14 protein-coding genes and 1 pseudogene are annotated in these 21,085 nt (G+C 70.7%); 11 read left to right on the top strand and 4 right to left on the bottom strand.

Going from position 1 to position 21,085, the window contains the following annotated elements; genetic code table 11:
* Nucleotides 1-333: 333 nt before the first annotated feature.
* Together QM809_RS13365 and QM809_RS13370 are read right to left on the bottom strand one after the other, a co-directional pair.
* Complete coding sequence (locus tag QM809_RS13365; protein ID WP_415046243.1) at nt 334-2,301, bottom strand: glycosyltransferase family 2 protein; 1,968 nt, start codon at nt 2,299-2,301, stop codon at nt 334-336.
* Between the two features lie 119 nt (nt 2,302-2,420).
* On the bottom strand, nt 2,421-3,650 hold the full coding sequence (locus QM809_RS13370) for a hypothetical protein (RefSeq protein WP_415046244.1): 1,230 nt from the start codon (nt 3,648-3,650) through the stop codon (nt 2,421-2,423).
* Nucleotides 3,651-3,720: 70 nt separating this feature from the next.
* Between QM809_RS13370 and QM809_RS13375 the strand changes: the two genes are divergently transcribed.
* Both QM809_RS13375 and QM809_RS13380 read left to right on the top strand, forming a co-directional pair.
* Entirely contained in the window at nt 3,721-6,522 is a 2,802-nt protein-coding gene (locus QM809_RS13375; protein WP_415046245.1) for a BTAD domain-containing putative transcriptional regulator, read from the top strand.
* Between the two features lie 113 nt (nt 6,523-6,635).
* A complete protein-coding gene (locus QM809_RS13380) occupies nt 6,636-7,262 on the top strand; it encodes a hypothetical protein (RefSeq protein WP_415047146.1) in 627 nt (208 codons plus the stop codon).
* Between the two features lie 102 nt (nt 7,263-7,364).
* On the opposite strand, the pseudogene QM809_RS13385 reads toward QM809_RS13380, so the two are convergent.
* Together QM809_RS13385 and acnA are read right to left on the bottom strand one after the other, a co-directional pair.
* Nucleotides 7,365-7,919, bottom strand: a pseudogene (locus QM809_RS13385) (TetR/AcrR family transcriptional regulator); the annotation flags it as partial.
* A gap of 30 nt (nt 7,920-7,949) precedes the next feature.
* Nucleotides 7,950-10,751 carry an aconitate hydratase AcnA gene (gene acnA, locus QM809_RS13390; protein ID WP_415046246.1) on the bottom strand — a complete coding sequence of 934 codons (2,802 nt, stop codon included), beginning with the start codon at nt 10,749-10,751 and terminating at the stop codon, nt 7,950-7,952.
* 244 nt (nt 10,752-10,995) lie between these two features.
* Between acnA and QM809_RS13395 the strand changes: the two genes are divergently transcribed.
* The 9 genes from QM809_RS13395 (at nt 10,996) to QM809_RS13435 (ending at nt 21,053) form a co-directional block, all read left to right on the top strand.
* Nucleotides 10,996-11,661, top strand: a complete 666-nt coding sequence (locus QM809_RS13395) for a DUF6676 family protein (RefSeq protein WP_415046247.1) — start codon at nt 10,996-10,998, stop codon at nt 11,659-11,661.
* A gap of 267 nt (nt 11,662-11,928) precedes the next feature.
* Entirely contained in the window at nt 11,929-13,323 is a 1,395-nt protein-coding gene (locus QM809_RS13400) for an NlpC/P60 family protein (protein WP_415046248.1), read from the top strand.
* Between the two features lie 109 nt (nt 13,324-13,432).
* On the top strand, nt 13,433-14,575 hold the full coding sequence (locus QM809_RS13405; RefSeq protein WP_415046249.1) for an AAA family ATPase: 1,143 nt from the start codon (nt 13,433-13,435) through the stop codon (nt 14,573-14,575).
* Complete coding sequence (locus tag QM809_RS13410) at nt 14,562-15,494, top strand: DUF58 domain-containing protein (RefSeq protein WP_415046250.1); 933 nt, start codon at nt 14,562-14,564, stop codon at nt 15,492-15,494. The genes QM809_RS13405 and QM809_RS13410 overlap by 14 nt, the downstream gene beginning before the upstream one ends.
* Nucleotides 15,494-16,486: a VWA domain-containing protein gene (locus QM809_RS13415; RefSeq protein WP_415046251.1), complete on the top strand. Its 993-nt coding sequence runs from the start codon at nt 15,494-15,496 to the stop codon at nt 16,484-16,486. Before QM809_RS13410 ends, QM809_RS13415 begins: the two co-directional genes overlap by 1 nt.
* A gap of 16 nt (nt 16,487-16,502) precedes the next feature.
* A complete protein-coding gene (fabG1, locus tag QM809_RS13420; protein WP_415046252.1) occupies nt 16,503-17,234 on the top strand; it encodes a 3-oxoacyl-ACP reductase FabG1 in 732 nt (243 codons plus the stop codon).
* A gap of 50 nt (nt 17,235-17,284) precedes the next feature.
* Nucleotides 17,285-18,118: an NADH-dependent enoyl-ACP reductase InhA gene (gene inhA, locus QM809_RS13425; RefSeq protein ID WP_415046253.1), complete on the top strand. Its 834-nt coding sequence runs from the start codon at nt 17,285-17,287 to the stop codon at nt 18,116-18,118.
* 211 nt (nt 18,119-18,329) lie between these two features.
* Complete coding sequence (locus tag QM809_RS13430) at nt 18,330-19,343, top strand: ferrochelatase (RefSeq protein WP_415047090.1); 1,014 nt, start codon at nt 18,330-18,332, stop codon at nt 19,341-19,343.
* Nucleotides 19,344-19,430: 87 nt separating this feature from the next.
* Nucleotides 19,431-21,053 (top strand): hypothetical protein, encoded by a 1,623-nt coding sequence (locus tag QM809_RS13435; RefSeq protein WP_415046254.1) that lies wholly within the window; start codon nt 19,431-19,433, stop codon nt 21,051-21,053.
* Nucleotides 21,054-21,085 lie beyond the last annotated feature (32 nt).

The raw sequence follows: 21,085 nt of genomic DNA on the forward strand, positions 1-21,085 counted from the left end.
GCGCACGACCGGGAATCCGAAGCGCGACGACCACCGGGATACCCGGCAGGAGGCACATCCCCGCCAGGACGGCGAGGGTGCGGAGCACTGCGGGGACGTGATCCAGTGCCGACGCCGCGGCGGCGACGTTGAGGCCGAGGAGCACCGCGGACAACACGAGTGCGACGATCACCGCCCGCCGCGGGTGCCAGCCGTAGGAGACAGCGGCCTCGGAGTCCGGTGCGGGCCCGTTCTCGATCTCGATCGTCGGAACGGCGACGACAGCGGTGGGTCGACCGTCCGGATCCGGGGCGATCTCGACGGTACCGGTGTCTTCGGCCTCGGTCGCGGTCATCATCGCTCCTGCCTACGGGTTCGCGTCGCACGGATACTGCTGCGGACGAACAGGAACGGTCCGGCGGCGAAGCCGGCGAGTTCGAGTACGCGCAGATGTCTGGGCCAGTCGTCGGGAAGTCCTTGATTCCGTTCCGACTCGGGATGGAACAGCACCCACAGTCCGGCGGGCACCCGGCGCAGCACCGCGGTGCGATGCCGGCCGAAGACGAGTTTGGTCAGCGCGGCGGCCATACCGACGCCGTAGCCGTAGCTCTGCTGCCGCAACTCCTTGAGATTGTCACGGTGATAGTGCTGCACCAGGGCGTCCGGTCGGTACACGATGTTCCAGCCGCCGAGGATCACCGAGCGGAACGCATCGAGGTCCTCGCCGCCTCGGGTCGGCATGCCGGTCCCCAGACGTTCGTCGAATCCGCCGATCGCCGCCACGGTCTCGGCGGCGAAGGCCATGTTGTTCCCGCTGCCGAACTCACCGGCGGTGTAGGGGAAGAAGGGGCCGCGTTCTCCGAACGCGCCGAACCGCTCGAGCCGATGGTCGGGTTCGATACCCCAGACGACGGGTCGATCGCCCTTGTCGAAGATCCCGGCCTCCTCGAACCACGCCTGTGTCTCGTTCTGGGCCTCGGTGCCGAGCACCCGTCCGGTCACGACGCCGACCGTGCCGGTCGAGTCGTCGGAGAAGATCCGCATCACGGTGGCGGCCCATTCCGGATCCGGTAGCGCGTCGTCGTCGGTGAAGGCCAGCACCGCGCCGGTGGCGGCGGCGATTCCGGCGTTGCGGGCGGCGGAGATCCCCGGAACGGGGGCGTCGACGATGTGCAGGCGCGGGTCGTCGACGTCGGCCAGGACCCGTCGGGTGCGTCCGGACGCCGGTCGGTTGTCGGCGACGATCACCTCGACGTCGGGGTGGGTCTGGGCGAGCGATGCGGCGACGGTCTCGGCCAGCAGGTCGCGGCCGACCGTGGGGATGATGATCGAGAACCTGGCATTGGCGGCGATCGGCGATCGGCGCACGGCGGTCTGCTCGGGTTCGGCGGGGCGGCGGCTCAGCATTCCGGCGACGGTGCCCGCGACGGTCGCGACGACGCCGAGCAGCATCATCGCCAGCCGAGTGAGGGCTGCGCTCTCGCCGCGCAGAGCCTGACTCAGATAGCGCACGATGCCGGTGCTGACGGTGCGCAGCAGGAAACGGATCTCGGCCGAGAGGGAGCTGGAGGCGCCGGCGAGCGCGGTGAGCCGGGCCTTGGACCGGCCCTCGTGATGGCAGCGGGAGAAGAAGTAGGAGAGTCGGCCGCGCCCGGCAGGCACGTGATGGTCGACGGCGAACGCGGTGTCGCGGACCAGTCGCAGGTCGGGATACCGGCGAGCCAGCGCGATCCCCATCAGCGTCTCCTCGCAGCCGGCGGGGAGCGTGCCGACGCGACCGAGGTCGTGGTTGAAGCCGCCGATCTCGGTCAGCGGCTCGCGCCGCACGGCCATCGCCGCGCCGATCGGGTTGCGGATCTCGGCGCCGTCGTCGGGCATGCCTCGGTAGTCGCATCCGACGACCCACCCGAACTCGTCGGGGAACCACGTGGGCCGACCGTCCTGCCAGATCGGGCGCACCGCCCCGCCGATCGCGACCAGGTCCTCGTCGAGGAGGGCGTCGCGGAGGGCGTCGAGGGCGTCCGGACCGAGTTCGGCGTCGTCGTCGACGAACACCAGGACGTCCTCGGCGACCAGCTCGACGGCGGTGTTCCGTGCTCCGGAAAGGCCCTGCGGACCGGTGCTGGCGACGAGACGCACGTCGGGGTCGTCGCCGAAGCGCTCGGTGAGCCGGGCCAGCAGATCTGGATTGTGGTCGACGACGACGAGGACCGAATCGATCGGCGCGGTCTGGACGCGCGCGGCATTGATCGCGGCACAGAGCTCCGCCCACCGATGATGGGTGTAGCAGCAGATCACCACGCACAGGGACGTGCCAGTCACAGTTGAATCGAGCACGAATTATCTCCAGAAAGGAAGAGGGCAGACTCAGTTAGTTTAGGCGACCCTTATCTAGGGGGGCGAACCGGATCGTTCGCAAATCAGTGAGATGTGGCACAGAGCTAGTTCAGATAGCTGATCGGATCGGCGGCGAATCCGGAGATCGCGGCCTCGACCTGGGCCGTGGGGATCACGGTCGGATGATGCGATGCCGAGAGCCAGATGCCGCCGCAGATGCCGATCGCGTCCAGGAGGATTCCCGCGGGATCACCCGGATCGGAGCGGACGAGACAGCCCCCGGCCTCGGGATCGATCCAGTCGAACCGGGAGAACTGCGGCAACTCGTGCACCCCGGCGAAGGTCAGATGGGCGCGTACGGGTCCGTCGGCGGCGACCGGCCGCCACCGACCGAGCATCTCGCGGGCTCGGATCGTCGCCACGCTCCGGACCGCGGCGGCCAGCGGCCGCCCCGACTTCACGGCCGCCGCCAACTGCCGGTGCACCGTCGCCGGATCGGAGCGGCGGGGATAGGGCAGGCAGACGCTGGAGACGACGTTGTTCAGCGGGTTCGCGCCGGCCGGTAGATAGCGGCGCAGGTCGACGGTGACCGTGATGCTCTGATCCAGGACGACGCCGTGCGCCGCCAGGGCGTTGCTGAAACCGCACATGACCAGGGTCATCATCGAAGCGTCGAGTGCACGGTCCGACCGCCAGCGACGCAGGGCGGCGATCTTCTCTCGGGTGAGGACCGAGGTCTGGGCGGCCGCCGGTCCGACCGGGCCGCGTGCCGGGTAGATCCCGTCGTCCTCGGCGTCCGGCCAGCGGACCGCACGCGTCTGCGTCAGCACCGCGGGGATCCGGCGGGGATCCGTGGCGAACGTGCGCAGCGCGGCACGCACGATGTCGCCGTTCGCACCGATCTGGGCGCGCAGTGCCGGATCGGCCGGATCGGCGTCGCCGATCACGAGGAGATGACTGAGCAGGGCCAGCTGGACTTCGCCGAGCCCGTGGTCGTGCTCGGTGCGCAGATGGTCGCCGGCCAGCGTCATGCAGAACGGTTCGGACGATCCCGATCCCGACAGCAGGGACCCGGGATCGTCCGGTGCGGCTTCGACCGAGACCGCGTCGGCGATCGATTCCGGGTCGTGGAGCCAGTGTCGGCGCTGCGAATCGGGCCGCAGACCGAGCCGGGCCGTCGGTCCGAGATCGGCCAGCGCACACAGGCGGTCGCGCACGAAGTCCGGATCGGGCAGCCGGACGGGACCGAGTACCACCACCGTCCGGCTGCCGACGTGCACCCGGTCGAGGGTCGCCGCCTTGACCGTGGAGGTCGGCGTGTTTCGTCGTCGCATATAACTTAGGTTAGCGGAGCCTAAATCATGAGAAAGCGGTGCGACGTCGACCCGGGACTATCCTTCGTCCATGACGATCACCCTGCGCGTCCTCGGCCCGACGGGCGTCCTCGTCGGCGGTGTCGAGCGGCATCCGGGTGGCCCGATGCCCCGCGCTCTGCTCGCCCGACTGATCGTCGCCCACGGCGAGACGGTGTCCGCGCAGACCCTGATCGACGAACTCTGGCACGGCGATCCGCCGACGTCCGCGTCGTCGACCCTGCAGAGTTACGTCTCCATGCTGCGCCGGATCCTCGAACCCGCGCACGGCCGAGGCGCCCCGACGGTCCTGGTCCGCCGAGGTCCGGGGTACGCCCTGGACCCGCGGGGTCTCGAACTCGACGCCGACCTCTTCGTCACCGGGGTGCGGCGGGCACGGGAACTGCTCGGCGCCGGCGATCCGGCCGCCGCCGCGGCGGTCCTGGACCGGGCCCTCGCGCTCTGGCACGGTCCGGCGTACGCCGACGTGTGCGCCTGGCCGTTCGCCGTGACCGAGGCCGCCCGGCTGGACACCCTGCGGGCCGGTGCCCGCGAGGACCGGCTCGGCGCGCTCATCGACCTCGGCGATCACGAGGCGGCGGCGGCCGGACTCGCGGAGCTGACCGCTCACGATCCGCTCCGGGAGCGGGCGTGGGAGCTCCTCGCGCTCGCGCACTACCGGGCCGGACGGCAGGGCGAGGCGCTCGCCACGATCGACGCCGCCCGGCGGGTCCTCGCCGACGAACTGGGCGCCGACCCCGGACCGGCGCTCACCTCCCTCCACCGTCGTCTCCTGGTCCAGGACCCGGACCTGCTCGGCGCCTCGCCCGCGCCCGCCCCGATCCGGCGTCGATCGATTCCGGCCCCGGTCACCTCGTTCATCGGCCGGCACCGCGATCTCGAGCGCCTCGGCGACCTGCTCACCCGGCATCGCCTGGTCACCGTGACCGGCCCCGGCGGCATCGGCAAGACCCGCGTGGCCGTCGCCGTCGCGGAGGCCCGGAACGACGACGACGGCCCCTGGTTCGTCGAGTTCGCCGGATCGTCCGAACCGGAGGCGCTGATCGAAGCGGTCGCCCGGGTCGTGGGGTTGACCGCGGCCGGCGGGTTGGAGGCGCTGATCGCTCTCCTCCGCGAGCGCCGGACGCTCCTGGTGTTCGACGACTGCGACCAGGCGGCCGGTCCGATCGCGGCGCTGTGCTCGGCACTGCTGACCTCGTGCCCGGGGGTCACGATCCTGGCGACCAGCCGGGTGCGCCTCGGCGTGGCCGGAGAGCGCGTCGAGGCGCTCGCGCCGCTGCCGGAGGGCGCCGACCTCTTCTACGCGCGGGCCGCGCTCACACCGGCCCCCACCGAGCGGGACCGGGTCCGGGAACTGTGCGCGGCCCTGGACGATCTGCCGCTTGCGATCGAACTCGCCGCGGCCCGCACCGCGGTGCTCTCAGTCCCGCAGCTGGGGGAGATGCTCGACCGTCGGTTCGCCCTGCTCTCGGACACCGCGCGCGGCGCCGATCCCGCAGGCGCACGGCATGCGAGCATGCAGGCGGTGATCGACGGCTCCTACCAGGCGCTCGACGACTCGCAGCGCGCACTCTTCTGCGCGCTGTCGGTGTTCGCTGGCGGATTCGACCTGGCCGCGGCCGCCGCGGTCACCGCCCACCCGGACCTGCTCGACGATCTCACCGCGCTGGTCGACCGGTCGATGGTGAGCGTTCTCGGCGGAGATCCGCGCCGCTACCGGCTCCTGGAGACGTTGCGCGAGTACGGGCGCGAGCAGCTGTCCGCCGCCCGGGCCGCGGAGCTGACCGCCGCGCACGTCACCTGGGTCCGGGGCCTGGTCGCTCGGGCGCACGACCACATCCGCGGTGCGCGGTCCCTGCACTGGACGCGCGTCCTCGACGAACAGCTGCCGAACGTCCACGCGGCTCTCGAAGCGGTCGCCGAGACCGAATGGCCGGTCTACCTGGAGATCGTCGGGCACCTGTACTGGTTCTGGTATCGGCGCGGCTACGTCGACGAGGGGATGCGTCTCCTGGCTCCGCTGACCGAACACGACCTCCCGGCGGAGGCGACACCGATCGCCGACCGGGTGCGCGCGACGGCCGGCCGATGCCTGATCGGGTATCTCGCGGGTGATCTCCCGGTCCTGCTGGACGGCCTGCAGCGGCTGGAGGAACTCTACGAGACCGGCCTGTTCGACGACTCCTGCGCGGACGACCGCCGGGCGCGCGCCGATGCCGCGGTGCTGCTCGGGTTCTTCCAGGCCGGCGCCGGCGCGTTCGAGATCGGTCGGGAACGCGCCGAACTGGGCGCCCGGCTCGCACTCGCCGAAGGATACGACGCGACCTACGCCGAGGCGCAGATGGCGTTGGGCATGGCCGCCTTCCGCGCCGGTGAACACGACCTCGCCCGGGAACTCCTCGCACACGCCGCAACGCTCGCCGACGACTGCGGCTACGCCTGGCTCGCGGCCTCGTCGCTGTGGATCTCGGTGAAGAACGACATCGTGACGGGCGACGTCGACGGACCGGCTCAGGCGAAGCTGCGGCGGATGCTGGCCGCCTGCGAGCGCGCCTTCGACCTCACCTCGTGGATGGTCGGCGTCCTCACCGCCGCCTACCTGACCTTCCTCCGCGGCGACCGCGCCTCGGCGGCGCTGCTGACCGGCGTGGTCCGGGCCCGGACCGAGTCGACCGGTTTCGATCCGGAGCACATGGACATCGTCGAACTCGCGCCGTTCGCCGCGCGGATGCGGGCGGAGTCCGACTCCGCGCGGTGGGCGGCCGGGATCCGGGCCGGCGCCGCCCTCGATCGCGCCGCGATCGACGCACTGCTCGACGACGTCCTGGCGTGACGCACGCTCCACCGGAGAACGCTCGGAGGCCCGTTTCAAGCGTTCTTCAAGCGGGCGGGCGCACTCTCTTCTCACCGAGTCCGCATCCGGGACGAAGAGAGAGGCAGATCATCATGACCACACTCGACACCGCCGTCGGTGCCGCGCGGGGCGGATCCCCGGCGCTCACGAGGCCGACGACCGGCATCGTCCGCAGGGTCGGCGCGTCCCTCGCCGTGACCGCGCCGCTCTGGGCGCTGGCGACGATGCTGCTCGGCGACCACGAGGGCTTCGGCTGGCAGACCCTCGTGATGGGCGTGCCCGCCCTCGCCTTCCAACTGTCGATCCTGGGTCTGCTCCGCATCCAGGCCGGCGACGGGGCGATGACGCACCCCGGGATGCTCTCCCGCCTCGCCCGCGTCGGCTACCTGATCGAGGTGGTCCTGCTGTGCGGAGCCATGGTCTCGACGATCCTCGACGCCGGATGGCTGCTGCACGGGACGGCGTTCTGGGCGACGATGGACGTGTGCTGGCCGCTGTCCATGCTGGGCATGCTGATCATCGGTGTCCGGGTCGCGATCGCCGGGCGCTGGACGGGCGCCCTCCGATGGCAGACCCTCTTCGCGCAGAGTTGGATCCTGTGGGGCATCCCGTTCTCGCTCCTCGGCTCCCCGGGGCTGATCATCGTCGTCGTCCAGGTCGTCCTGGGCTACGGCGGACTCGGTGCACGGCTGGCGCTGCGCCCGGACGACGGCCGTTGAGCAGCGGTCGCCCGCGGAGAGAGGCGCGGCGCGGGAACCGATCGGGTTCCCGCGCCGCGCGTCGTCGTATGCAGTTGTTCTCACCGGCTTCAGTTCGCGATGCCGAACGGAGTCCTCCACCATGTCGAGCACGGCGTGCAGATCGGCCGTCGACTGGCCCGTCGCCAGGCGCGTGATGAGCCCGTCGAGGACGATGTCGAGATAGGTGACCAGCACCTCGGTCGGCACGTCCTTGCGGAGCGAGCCGTCCTCGCGTTTGCGTTCGAGTCGGGCCAGGGTCACCGCCTCGCGCTCGTGCGCCTGCTGCGCCCACGCCTCGGCGAACGCCGGATCGCTGCGCAGCTTCCGGACGATCTCCAGGCGGGTGCCCAGCCAGTCGAAGTCCTTGGGACGGTCGAGCATGTCCCGCATCACCTGGACCAGGCCCTCTTGCGCGGCGACCTCGGCCATCCGCTCGGCATCCTCGCGAGCGAGCGCGAGGAAGAGGGCTTCCTTGTCTTTGAAATGGTGGAAGATCGCGCCCCGGGACAGTCCCGTGGCCTCCTCCAGACGCTTCACCGTGGCACCGTCGTAACCGTGCTCGGCGAAGCAGTGCCGCGCGCCGTCGAGGATCTCTCGACGACGCGCGGCCAGCCGGTCATCGCTGACCTTGGGCATTCAATGCTTCCCGTTGTCGAACCGCGGTGATCAGCTGTTGATCATGTTCCGCAGCACGTACTGCAGGATGCCGCCGTTGCGGTAGTAGTCGGCCTCGCCGGGGGTGTCGATGCGGACCTTGGCGTCGAACTCGACGACCCGGCCGTCCTCCTTGGTGGCGGTGACCTTCATGGTCTCCGGGGTGATGCCCTCGTTGAGCTTCACGATGCCCTCGATGTCGAAGACCTCGGTGCCGTCCAGACCCAGGGTCTTGGCCGACTCGCCCTCCGGGAACTGCAGCGGCACGACGCCCATGCCGATGAGGTTGGAGCGGTGGATGCGCTCGAACGACTCGGTGATGACGGCCTTGACGCCCAGCAGGACGGTGCCCTTGGCGGCCCAGTCGCGGGACGAACCGGAGCCGTACTCCTTGCCGCCCAGCACGACCAGCGGGATGCCTTCGCGCTGGTAGTTGACCGAGGCGTCGTAGATGAAGCTCTGCGGGCCGCCCTCCTGGGTGAAGTCGCGGGTGTAGCCGCCCGAGACGCCGTCCAGCAGCTGGTTCTGCAGGCGGATGTTCGCGAAGGTGCCGCGGATCATCACCTCGTGGTTGCCGCGACGGCTGCCCAGCGAGTTGTAGTCCTTGCGGGCCACACCGTGGCTGTCCAGGTACTGGGCGGCCGGGGTGCCGGGCTTGATCGGGCCGGCCGGGGAGATGTGGTCGGTGGTGACCGAGTCGCCCAGCAGCGCCAGGACGCGCGCGCCCTTGATGTCGGCGACCGGCGACGGCTCCATCTGCATGCCGTCGAAGTACGGCGCCTTGCGGACGTAGGTCGAGTCCTCGCTCCACTCGAAGGTGTCGCCGTCGGGGGTGTTCAGACCCTGCCAGCGCTCGTCGCCGTCGAACACGGTGGCGTAGGACTTGCGGAACATCTCCTGGCTGATCGACGTCTTGATGGTGTCGTCGATCTCCTGGGCCGACGGCCAGATGTCCTTCAGGAAGACGTCGTTGCCCTCGGTGTCCTGGCCCAGCGGCTCGGTCTCGAAGTCGAAGTCCATGGTGCCGGCGAGCGCGTAGGCGATGACCAGCGGCGGGGAGGCCAGGTAGTTCATCTTCACGTCGGGGGAGATGCGACCCTCGAAGTTGCGGTTGCCCGAGAGGACGGCGGTGACGGTCAGGTCGTTCTCGTTGACCGCGGCGCTGATCTCCTCCGGCAGCGGGCCGGTGTTGCCGATGCAGGTGGTGCAGCCGTAACCGCCCAGGTAGAAGCCGAGCTTCTCCAGGTACGGCCACAGGCCGGCGGCCTCGTAGTAGTCGGAGACGACCTGCGAACCGGGCGCCATGTTGGTCTTGACCCACGGCTTGCTGGTCAGGCCCTTCTCGACGGCGTTGCGGGCCAGCAGGCCGGCGCCGAGCATGACCGACGGGTTCGAGGTGTTGGTGCACGAGGTGATGCCGGCGACGGCGACGGCGCCGTGGTCGAGGATGAACTCGCCGCGCTCGCCCTTGACGCGCACCGGCTTGCTCGGCCGGCCCTCGGCGCCGTTCGCGGCCGAGTGGACGGTCACGTCCACGGCGCCGTCGTCGGCGAACGAGAGAGCGGCCGGATCCGACGCCGGGAACGACTCCTCGACGGCCTCGTCGAGCTGGGTGTGCTCGGCGGGCATTCGGTCTTCGACGTAGTTGTGGATGTCCTTGCGGAAGGCGACCTTCGACTCGGACAGCAGGATGCGGTCCTGCGGGCGCTTCGGGCCGGAGATCGACGGCACGACGGTGCCCAGATCCAGCTCGAGGTACTCGGAGTAGGCGGCCTCGTTCGACGGGTCGTGCCACATGCCCTGCTCCTTGGCGTACGCCTCGACGAGCGCGAGCTCCTCGTCGGTGCGGCCGGTCAGACGCAGGTAGTTCACGGTCTCGTCGTCGATCGGGAAGATCGCACAGGTGGAGCCGAACTCCGGGCTCATGTTGCCCAGGGTGGCGCGGTTGGCCAGCGGGACCTCGGCGACGCCCTCGCCGTAGAACTCGACGAACTTGCCGACCACGCCGTGCTGACGGAGCATGTCGGTGACGGTCAGCACCACGTCGGTGGCGGTCACGCCCGGCTTGATCTCGCCGGTCAGCTTGAAGCCGACGACGCGCGGGATCAGCATGGAGACCGGCTGGCCCAGCATGGCGGCCTCGGCCTCGATGCCGCCGACGCCCCAGCCCAGGATGCCCAGGCCGTTCTCCATGGTGGTGTGCGAGTCGGTGCCGACGCAGGTGTCCGGGTAGGCCTGGCCGTTGCGGGTCATGACGACGCGGGCCAGGTACTCGATGTTCACCTGGTGGACGATGCCCATGCCCGGCGGGACGACCTTGAAGTCGTCGAAGGCGCCCTGGCCCCAGCGCAGGAACTGGTAGCGCTCACCGTTGCGCTGGTACTCCAGCTCCACGTTGCGCTCGTAGGCGTCGGCGCGGCCGAACACGTCCAGGATCACCGAGTGGTCGATGACCATCTCGGCCGGGGACAGCGGGTTGACCTTGTTCGGGTCGCCGCCCAGGGTGGCGACGGCCTCGCGCATGGTGGCCAGGTCGACCACGCAGGGCACGCCGGTGAAGTCCTGCATCAGGACGCGTCCGGGGGTGAACTGGATCTCGATGCTCGGCTGAGCGTTCGGGTCCCAGTTCGCCAGGGCGTCGATGTGGTCGGTGGTGATGTTCGCGCCGTCTTCGGTGCGAAGCAGGTTCTCGGCGAGGACCTTCAGTGCGTAGGGAAGCTTCTCGGTGCCCTTGACGGCCGAGAGGCGGAAGATCTCATAGGAGTTGTCGCCCACCTCGAGGGTGCCGCGGGCGCCAAACGAATCCTTGCTCAACGTATGCTCCACTTCATCTGCGGTGACCGCCGACGGGCTGCGCCGACGGGGGGATACTCGAGCAGTGACGGGCGGGCTGAAGGCCCGGAACTGCTGCGGGATCATCATAGCAGTACGCGCGTACTGGTTGGGCGCAATGGGGTGTCCCGGTACGACGAACATCGGATTTTCCAGCCGGAAGCGGTCCCGCGGAACGTTCCCCAGTAAGGTGAGCGCGACGATTCCGCCGACATCAGGAGTGCTCATGACCCCGGGCCCGGCCACCTTCACGATCGCGCAGCCCGCAGACCCGATCGCGAAGCCCGCAGGCACCAAGAAGAAGTGGTCGGACCTCGACATGCCCGCGATCGTCGCGAGCCTGAAGGCGACCGGCGTGTACGCCCCCGCCGACCAGGTCCCGGCGCTGAAGAAGGTGGTCGCGAAGGCGAAGGCGGACGGGCACGACCTGAACCTGGTGGTGCTGGAGCAGTCGTACGTGCCGTTCACCGTCTTCCGGGACATCGCCACGAACCTGCAGGAGCAGGTCGGCGGCACCGTGATCGTGCGCGGCGCCAACGCCATCGGCACCTCGTCGTCGGAGTTCAGCCGCGTGCAGCTCGAGGACGGCGCGTCGTCGCTCAAGGGCGGGATGGCGCCCGCCGTCGCGATGGAGCAGCTCTACGACCGCGCGGCCGCGCCGCACGTGGACTGGACGCTGGTCACGCTCGGCCTGATCGTCGTCGTCGTGATCGGCGCGGTGCTGGCCCGGTTGACGCAGCGGCGACGACGACGCGGCGCCGATGCCGCGGATCGGCCCGGCGCGGACCGGTCCGGAGACCGGGAGCAGGGCGCCGTGGACGCGGCCGCCGAGCCGCGATCCGGGGACGAGGCCCAGGCCGAGGGGGAGATCGCCGCGGAGACGACCCGCTGAATCGCTCCGGCGGAGCCGCCCGGCCGAGGCGGGGAGGTGAGACCGGGGACACGTGATCGAATCGTGATTCCCGCAGGACGGGCGTCTTTGCGCCGGTCATGGCGTCGGGTACGGAGAATTTCGCCGCGGTAATTCCCGCGGTCGCTTTCCGGTGTGACTGAAGTGACGTACGGTTTTACAGAATACGTCTGAGTCGCATGAGGTCCGACCCTCGTCGGGGTGGGTGCGGCATCGGCGACCAATGGGGATCACTAGGGAGTACGACCGTTGAAGCGAGCAACGAACGACGCACGCAAGGCGCTTCGCGGCGGTGTGGTCGTCGCGCTGGTTCTGGTCGGCGCGTTGACGGTCGGCACCGCCGGAGCCGACCCGAGGCACGCGTCGCCGATCGCGAACCTGGTGAACCGGATCGCCGCCGTCGACCAGAACCTGGTGAACCTCACCTCGCAGGTCGCGGCCAAGCGCGAGCGGGTCAACAAGACTCTCGTCGACTACCAGAACGCGGTGGCGAAGCAGGCCTTCGCGGCGGCCGCCGACGACGCCGCGCGGAAATCGCTGAAGAAGACCGAGCAGAAGGCCGTCGCCGCACAGCGCGAGTTCGACGACTTCATGCGCGCCTTCAACCGCAACGGCAACAACCTCGGTTCGATGACCGACTACGTCTCCTCGGAGAACCCGGGACAGGTGCTCGACCGGGCCACCAGCGCCGAACAGTTCGCGCGGGCGCAGCGCACGGTGATCCGGAACCTGCAGCAGGTGCGCGCCCAGCAGGCCAAGCGGGTCGCGGCCACCAAGGTCGCCCGGAAACAGGCGGCGTCGTCGATGCGAGGAGCGAAGGCCCGACGCGATGCGGCGATCGCCGCGGTCGAGGCCGCCCGCAAGGCGGTGGCCGAGGAGCGGGGCAAGCGCGCGAAGCTCCTCGAAGAGCGGAACGACCTGATCAAACGCCTGGAGAAGCTGCGTGGGCGCAAGGGTGTGGCGGCGGCCCCCGGCGCCGCCCCGAACCCCCGGAAGGCCGCCGAGGGCGACCCGGCGGCGGATGCCGCCGCCGAGGCGGCCAAACTCGCCCTCGGCCTGGGCACGCAGGCGCTCGGCTCGTCGAGCGGCGTCCCGCATGCGGAACTGCTCGACCAGCTCGGACTCGGTGAAGGCGACGTCGACATCGAAGGCCTGATCGCCCGCCTGGGCAACGCCCTCGGCAGCAGCGGCGGCGGTGGCAACAACTCGCGTCCCGGGCTGCGCGGCCCGCAGGCCGTCGAACTGGTCGTCAACCGGGCCCGGTCGCAGCTGGGCGTCCCGTACGCCTGGGGCGGCGGCAACGGCGAGGGCCCGACCCTGGGCATCCGGGACGGCGGCGTGGCCGATGCGCACGGCGACTTCGACAAGATCGGCTTCGACTGCTCGGGTCTGATGGTCTACGCCTTCGCCGGCGTCGGGATCGATCTGCCCAAGTACTCGGGCTATCAGTACACCTCCGGCCCGCACTTCCCGCTGGCCGATGCGAAGCGCGGCGACATGCTGTTCTGGGGCCCGGGCGGCGGTACGCACGTCGCGCTCTACCTGGGCGACGGGCAGATGATCGAGGCCCCGCAGTCCGGCGACGTCGTGAAGATCTCGCCGGTGATGGCCGGCGCCCTGCCGGAGGTCGTCCGCCTGCTGTGACCGGCTGCCGGTGCTTCCCCGCGACCGCGGCCCGACGGCCGGTAGGCTTACCGGCGACACGCACGACCAGGAGCCGACCGGCTCCGTTTCGCCACCTAGGAGTCCCGGTTTGAGTTCACCCGCCGCTGAGAACGCTCTCACCCCCGAGGACGTCAAACTCCTCGAGCGAGCGATGTACGAGGTCAAGCGCGTCATCGTGGGCCAGGACCAGCTGGTCGAGCGGATCCTCGCGGGTCTGCTGGCCCGCGGTCACATCCTGCTCGAGGGCGTGCCCGGCGTCGCCAAGACCCTCGCCGTGGAGACCTTCGCGACGGTGATCGGCGGCAGCTTCTCGCGCGTCCAGTTCACCCCGGACCTGGTGCCCACCGACCTGATCGGCACCCGCATCTACCGGCAGGGGCGCGAGGAGTTCGACACCGAGCTCGGCCCGGTGGTGGCCAACTTCCTGCTGGCCGACGAGATCAACCGCGCCCCGGCCAAGGTGCAGTCGGCCCTGCTGGAGGTGATGGCCGAGCGGCACGTCTCGATCGGTGGCGTCACCTACCCGATGCCCGATCCGTTCCTGGTGATGGCGACGCAGAACCCCATCGAGAACGAGGGCGTCTACCCGCTGCCGGAGGCGCAGCGCGACCGCTTCCTGTTCAAGATCCTCGTCGACTACCCCTCGGTGGAGGAGGAGCGCGAGATCGTCTACCGGATGGGCATCGAGCCGCCGGTGGCCTCGCAGATCCTGGACCCGGAGACCACGGTCCGGCTGCAGTCGGTGGCCGCGAACGTCTTCGTCCACCACGCGCTGGTCGACTACGTGGTCCGGGTGATCAACGCGACCCGCCGACCGGCGGACCTGGGCCTCACCGATGTGCAGACCTGGCTGTCGTACGGCGCCTCCCCGCGCGCGACCCTGGGCATCATCGCCGCCGCCCGCGCCCTCGCCGTGATCCGCGGCCGCGACTACGTGATCCCCCAGGACGTCGTCGAACTGATCCCGGACGTGCTGCGGCACCGCCTGGTGTTGAGCTACGACGCCCTGGCCGACGAGGTGACGCCGGACCAGATCATCACGCGGATCCTGCAGACCGTCGGTCTGCCGCAGGTGAGTGCGGCACCGACGCCGCAGCCCGGTCAGCCGGGACCGCAGGGTCCGGGGGGTCAGCCCCCGTCCGTCCAGAAGCAGCCCGTGCCGCAGCCGGGCCAGCAGCCGCCCGCCCAGCAGCGTCCGGCACCGCACCCGGAGGGTCATGTCGGCCAATAGCGACCTGCCCGTCCTGCGCGGCGGCAGCCTGGACGACCCGCAGCTCACCGCCGCGCTGAACAGCCTCGAGCTGACGGTGCGTCGGAAGCTCGACGGCGTGCTGCAGGGCGCGCATCTCGGTCTGATCCCGGGTCCGGGCTCGGAGCCGGGGGAGGCCCGGCCGTATCAGCCGGGCGACGACATCCGCCGGATGGAGTGGTCGGTCACCGCGCGCACCACCCAGCCGCACGTGCGGCAGATGATCGCCGACCGCGAACTGGAGACCTGGTTCGTGATGGACGCCTCGGCCAGCCTGGACTTCGGGTCCGGCGAGCACAGCAAACGCGATCTGGCGGTGGCCGCGGCCGCGGCGGTGGTCCACCTGACCTCCGGGGGCGGCAACCGGCACGGCGCGGTGATCGTGACCGGCGACTCGGTCACCCGGATCCCGGCCCGCGCCGGCCGGGCCCACGCCCGCGACCTGCTCCGGACGCTGGCCACCACGCATCGGACGGCCGGCGGCGTCCGGGGAGACCTCGACGCCGGTCTGGAGGCGCTGCGTCGGCCGCAACGCCGCCGGGGCCTCGCCGTGGTGATCAGCGACTTCCTGGGACCGCTCGACTGGACGCGTTCGCTGCGCGCGATCGGCGCGCATCACGAACTGCTCGGCATCGAGGTGCTCGATCCGCTCGACGTGGAGCTGCCCGACGTCGGCCCGGTGACCCTGGCCGACGCCGAGACCGGCGACATCGTCGACGTCGACGTGACCCCGCGGGTGCGGGCCGACTTCGCCGCCGCGGCGGCCGCGCATCGGGCGCAGGTGCAGAGCGCGTTCCGCGGTTCGGCCGGCGCCGTGATGACGCTGCGCACCGACCGCGACTGGATCGCCGACACCGTGCGCTTCGTCGGGCGCCGTCGCCGGGCGGCGGGGGTGCGCTGATGGGGGGATGGTTCGGTCACCCGTGGTGGCTACTGGCGACGCTGCTCGTCGTCGGCTTCGTCGCGGCGTACGTGTTCGAGATGCGCCGCCGGAAGTCGCGGGCCCTGCGGTTCGCGAACCTGGAGGTGCTCCGCTCGGTCACCCCGGCCGGGCAGGACCGGTTCCGGCACGTGCCGTTCGCCTTCCTCGCCGTGGGTCTGCTGCTGTTGACGATCGCGATGGCCGGACCGCTCGCCGAGCGCAACGTGCCCCGCGACCGGGCGACGGTGATGCTCGTCGTGGACGTCTCCAACTCGATGAAGGCCACCGACGTCGCACCGTCGCGGCTGAAGGCGGCGCAGGACGCGGGCAGGCAGTTCGCCGACGAGCTGACCGAGGGCGTCAACCTCGGCCTGGTCTCGTTCGCGGGCACGCCGTCGACCCTGGTGTCGCCCACGCCCGACCACAACGCCACCAAACACGCCCTCGGCAAGCTCAAGCTGGCCGACAAGACCGCCACCGGCGAGGGCATCTTCGCCGCGCTCGACCAGATCCAGACGCTCAACGCGGCGCTCGGCGGCGACGCGAACGCCCCGCCCGCGCACATCGTGCTGCTCTCCGACGGCAAGCAGACCGTGCCGGAGGACGGCGACGATCCGCGCGGCGCGTTCACCGCGGCCCGCAAGGCCAAGGAGGAGGGGATCCCGGTCTCGACCATCTCCTTCGGCACCATGAGCGGCACCGTCGACCTGGAGGGGCCGAACGGCCAGGTGGAGCGCGTCCCGGTCCCGGTCGACGACGAGTCGCTCCGCAAGATCGCGAACCTCGCCGCCGGCGAGTTCTACACCGCGTCGTCGCTCGCCGAACTCCAACAGGTGTACGAGACGCTGCAGCGCCAGATCGGGTACGAACGCCAGCGCGGCGACAACTCCCGGCCGTGGATGATCTCGGGCACGCTGCTCGTGCTGGCCTCCCTGCTGGCCGCCCTCTTCCTCAATCGACGACTTCCGTGAGATAGGTTGATCAACCATGTCAGACAAGAATGCAGACTTCACCCCGCGCTCGGTTCTCGTCACCGGCGGCAACCGCGGCATCGGCCTGGCCGTGGCTCGGCGCCTGGCCTCCGACGGCCACAAGGTGGCCGTGACCCACCGCGGTTCGGGTGCCCCCGAGGGCCTGTTCGGCGTGCAGTGCGACGTGACCGACACCGAGTCGGTCAACGAGGCGTTCAAGACCGTCGCCGAGCACCAGGGCCCCGTCGAGGTGGTGGTCGCCAACGCGGGCATCACCGAGGACACCCTGCTGATGCGGATGGGCGTCGACAGCTTCGAGCGCGTCGTCGACGCCAACCTGACCGGTGCGTTCCGCGTCACCAAGGCCGCCACCCGCGACATGCTCAAGAAGCGGTGGGGCCGATTCGTCTACCTCGGCTCGGTCGTGGGCCTGATGGGCACCCCCGGCCAGGCCAACTACGCCGCCTCCAAGGCCGGCGTGATCGGTCTCGCCCGCTCGGTGAGCCGCGAGCTCGGCGGCCGCAACATCACCGCCAACGTCGTCGCCCCGGGCCTGATCGACACCGACATGACCCGGTCGCTGCCCGAGGAGTACACCAAGACCGCCGTCGACCAGGCGATCCCGGCCAAGCGCATGGGACAGCCCGAAGAGGTCGCCGGCGTGGTCAGCTTCCTCGTGTCCGACGACGCGGCGTACGTGACGGGCAACGTCATCAACGTCGACGGCGGCCTGGGCATGGGCCACTGAGCCGCCGGCTCGTCGTACCTCATACACCGACTTCAAGGAGCTAGTTCACAGTGAGTGGAATCCTCGCGGGCAAGACCGTCCTCGTCACCGGCATCATCACCGACGCCTCCATCGCCTTCGCCACCGCCGCGCAGGCGCAGGAGGCCGGGGCCACCGTCGTCATCACCGGCATCCCGGAGCGTCTTCGCCTGATCAACCGCATCGCCAAGCGCCTGCCGCAGGAGGTCCCGGACGCGATTCCGCTCGACGTGACCGACGAGGAGTCGCTGGGCGCGCTGGCCGACCGGGTCCGCGAACTGGCCCCGCAGGGCATCGACGGCGTCGTGCACTCCATCGCCTTCGCCCCGCGCACCCTGATGGGCCCGGATGCCCTGCCGTTCCTGGAGGGCCCCGGCCCCGACGTCGCCAAGGCCTTCGAGATCTCGGCGTGGAGCTACGCCTCGCTGGCCCGCGCCGTGCTGCCGGTGATGAACGAGGGCGGCTCGATCGTCGGCATGGACTTCGACCCCCGCACCGCCGTCCCGGACTACAACTGGATGGGTGTGGCCAAGGCCGCCCTGGAGTCGGTGAACCGCTACGTCGCCCGCGAGGTGGGCTACGCCAAGAAGGTGCGCTCCAACCTCGTCGCCGCGGGCCCGATCAAGACCCTGGCCGCCAAGGCCATCTCGGGCACCGCCACCGATGACGCCAAGAAGCTGAACATGCTCAACGAGTACTGGGACGGCGCGTCGCCGATCGGCTGGAACGTCGACGACCCGACCCCGGTCGGCAAGAGCGTGGTGGCCCTGCTCTCGGACTACCTGCCGGCCACCACCGGGTCGATCGTCTACGTCGACGGCGGGGCGAGCCACAACACGTGGTTCCCCGAGAACATGCTGGGCTGACTTGTCCGGCGTTCCTTCCGACGATCGGGGTCTCGACTCCGCTCGACCAGCGAGTCGTTCCGTCGATCGAGAGTCTTCTCTCGCGGATCGAGGGTCTTCTCTCGCTGGTCGAGGGTCCTCTCCCGCGGATCGAGGGTCTTCTCTCGCCGGTCGAGGGTCCTCTCTCGTCGATCGAGCGGAGTCGAGATCCCCGTCGGAGTTCACCGCCCTCCTGTTCCTCTCCTTCGGGGGACCGGAGGGACCCGACGACGTGATGCCGTTCCTGGAGAACGTCACCCGCGGTCGAGGCGTGCCGCGCGCGCGCCTCGAAGAGGTGGCCGAGCACTACCACCACTTCGGCGGGGTCTCGCCGATCAACGAGCTCAACCGGGCGATGATCATCGCGATCGACGCCGAACTGCGGTCCCGGGGCCGGGACCTGCCGATCTACTTCGGCAACCGCAACTGGACGCCCTTCGCCGCCGAGGCCGTGCAGCGGATGCACGACGACGGCCACGCCCGGGCCCTGGTGTTCCCGACGTCGGCGTGGGGCGGCTACTCCGGGTGCCGCCAGTATCACGAGGACATCGCCGGCGCCCTCGGCGAGACCGGTCTGGGGGCGGAGATGCTGCTGCGCAAGCTGCCGCAGTACTGGTCCGAGCCCGGTTTCACCGCGGCCGGCGTCGCCGCGGTACGACGCGCCCGCGCCGAACTCGGGGAGGGCCCGGCCCGCCTGGTGTTCACCGCGCACTCGATCCCGACCGCCGCCGACGCGGCGGCCGGGACGTCGGGGCCCGACGGCGGCCGCCTGTACTCGCGGCAGGTCGCACAGGCCTCGGCGCGGGTCGCGGCCGCCCTCGGGATCGACGACTACGACGTCGTCTGGCAGTCGCGCTCGGGGCCGCCGCAGGTGCCCTGGCTCGAACCCGACATCTGCGACCATCTCCGGGATCTCGCCGCGCGGGGGACCGAACGGGTGATCGTGTTCCCGATCGGCTTCGTCTCCGACCACCTCGAGGTGGTCTGGGATCTCGACGCGGAGGCCCGGGAGCTGGCCGCGGAACTGGAGCTGGGGTACGTCCGCGCCGACACGGTCGGCACGGATCCGGAGTTCATCGCGATGGCGGCGGACCTGATCGAGCGGTACGTCTCGGGCGGGGGAGATCTCGATGCGCTCGGTTGCGGAGACAACGGGCAGGTCTGCCGTGCGGGCTGCTGCGAGCTCCCGGCCCGCCGTGGACACTGAGCGCGTCGCTCGACGTTCCGTGCCCGACACGCGACGCCACCGAGGCTTCCATTAGCCTCACCTAACATCGTGGGGCATACTCTCGGAGTGACCACCGACCTGTCGTCCCCCTCCGCAGCCTCTCCGAGCGGGGAACCGAGTTCTGAACCGGTGGGCCGCCGGTCCGATCTGCTGTTCGGCGGACTCGTCGGCGCGATCCTGATCGGTGTGACGGTGCTCGTCGTACCGGAGATGCGGGCCGCGCTGTGGGCCGACGAGGCCGTCACGGCGAGCACCGTGACCCGCTCGTTCCCGGACACCTTCGCCGTGCTGGCACACGCCGACGGCGGTTTCGCCGGGTACACCCTGCTGATGAACCCGTGGGTGTCGCTGGGCGGCAGCTCGGAGTTCTGGCTGCGGCTGCCGTCGTTGCTCGCGGTGCTCGTCACGATCGCGGCGGCGTCGGTCCTCGGCCGCCGGATCGCGGGTCCGATCTGCGGGATCGCGGCCGCGGCGCTCCTCGCCTGCCATGCGGAACTGGTCGGCGTGTACGCGTTGGAAGCCAGGTCGTACGCGGTCGCGGTCGCCTCGACCACCGTGATCGCGCTGATCGCCCAGCGTGCTTCGACGCGCGGACTGACCGTCGGTACGACGACGGCGCTCGGCGTGCTCACGGCGCTGACCGTCACGGTGCATCTGCTCGCCGTCGTGGCGGTCGTCGCCATGGCGCCGTGGGTGGTGGCCGGAGCGCGGCGCAGTCGGTGGGATCGGGCCCACCGGGTCGCCGCGGCGGCCGCGACCGCGATCGCCGCCGCAGCGGTCGCGGTGATGCTGTGGCTGTCGGCGCGCTACAGCGATCTGCAGGGCTGGATCGAGCAGCCCACCGTGAGGGACTGGCTGCTGACCTTCTTCTCCGTCGCCTCGACGGCGGCGGTCCTGGGAGTGCTGGGCGGGCTCGCGGTCGTCGTGGTCCGGCGCCCCGCCGACGGTCTTGCGGACCGCACCGATCTGGTCGCGCTCGCCTCGTGGGCGCTGGTGCCGATCGTCGTGCTGACGGTGGCCGGATGGGTGTACCAGCCGATGGTGATCGCCCGGTACTTCCTGTCGTCGTCGGTGGCCTGGGCGCTCCTGGCCGGTGTCGCCCTCTCGGTCGCGTGGCGGAGCACCCGCGGCCGGCGTGTCGGCCGGGCGGCGGTGCTCGCGGTGACGGTCGTCGTCGGCGTGCTCGGCATGGCTCACGCCGTGCAGTCGCCTGTCGACCGGTCGGATTCACCGCGGGACGTCGCACGCTGGATCGCCGACGGCTACCGGCCCGGCAATGCGATCGTGTACGCCCCGACCTGGATCGAACCGACGGTGCGGTGGTATCTGGCCGAGTCGCCGGACGCGGTGCTCGACGACGGCCCGGTCGATCTCGCCGCCGGCGCCGTCTCGGCCCGGGACGCCGACGTCTTCTGGACGCCGAGCGATCCGGCGCTCGTCGAGGCGGCCCGGACGGCGACGATGCCGCAGCGTTTCGACTCCGCGGTCGCCGGCCGCACCCGGGTGTGGGTGGTGTCGCGGCCGGGTCTGCAGGACGTCGAGTTCGCGCCGACCCCCGAGGTGGGCAAACCGCTGGTCCGCGAGCTCCGGCAGCGCTGGCACCGCGATCGGGTCCGCGACTTCGGCGACGACCGGGTGGAACTGTTCGTCAGCGAAGCGTCGCGCGGGCTCGGCGGGGCAGGCCGGTGAACGGACACGGGTGCGCGGCGCGCCGATCCGTC

The sequence above is a fragment of the Gordonia sp. (in: high G+C Gram-positive bacteria) genome, assembly GCF_047600385.1.
Taxonomy (GTDB): Bacteria; Actinomycetota; Actinomycetes; order Mycobacteriales; family Mycobacteriaceae; genus Gordonia.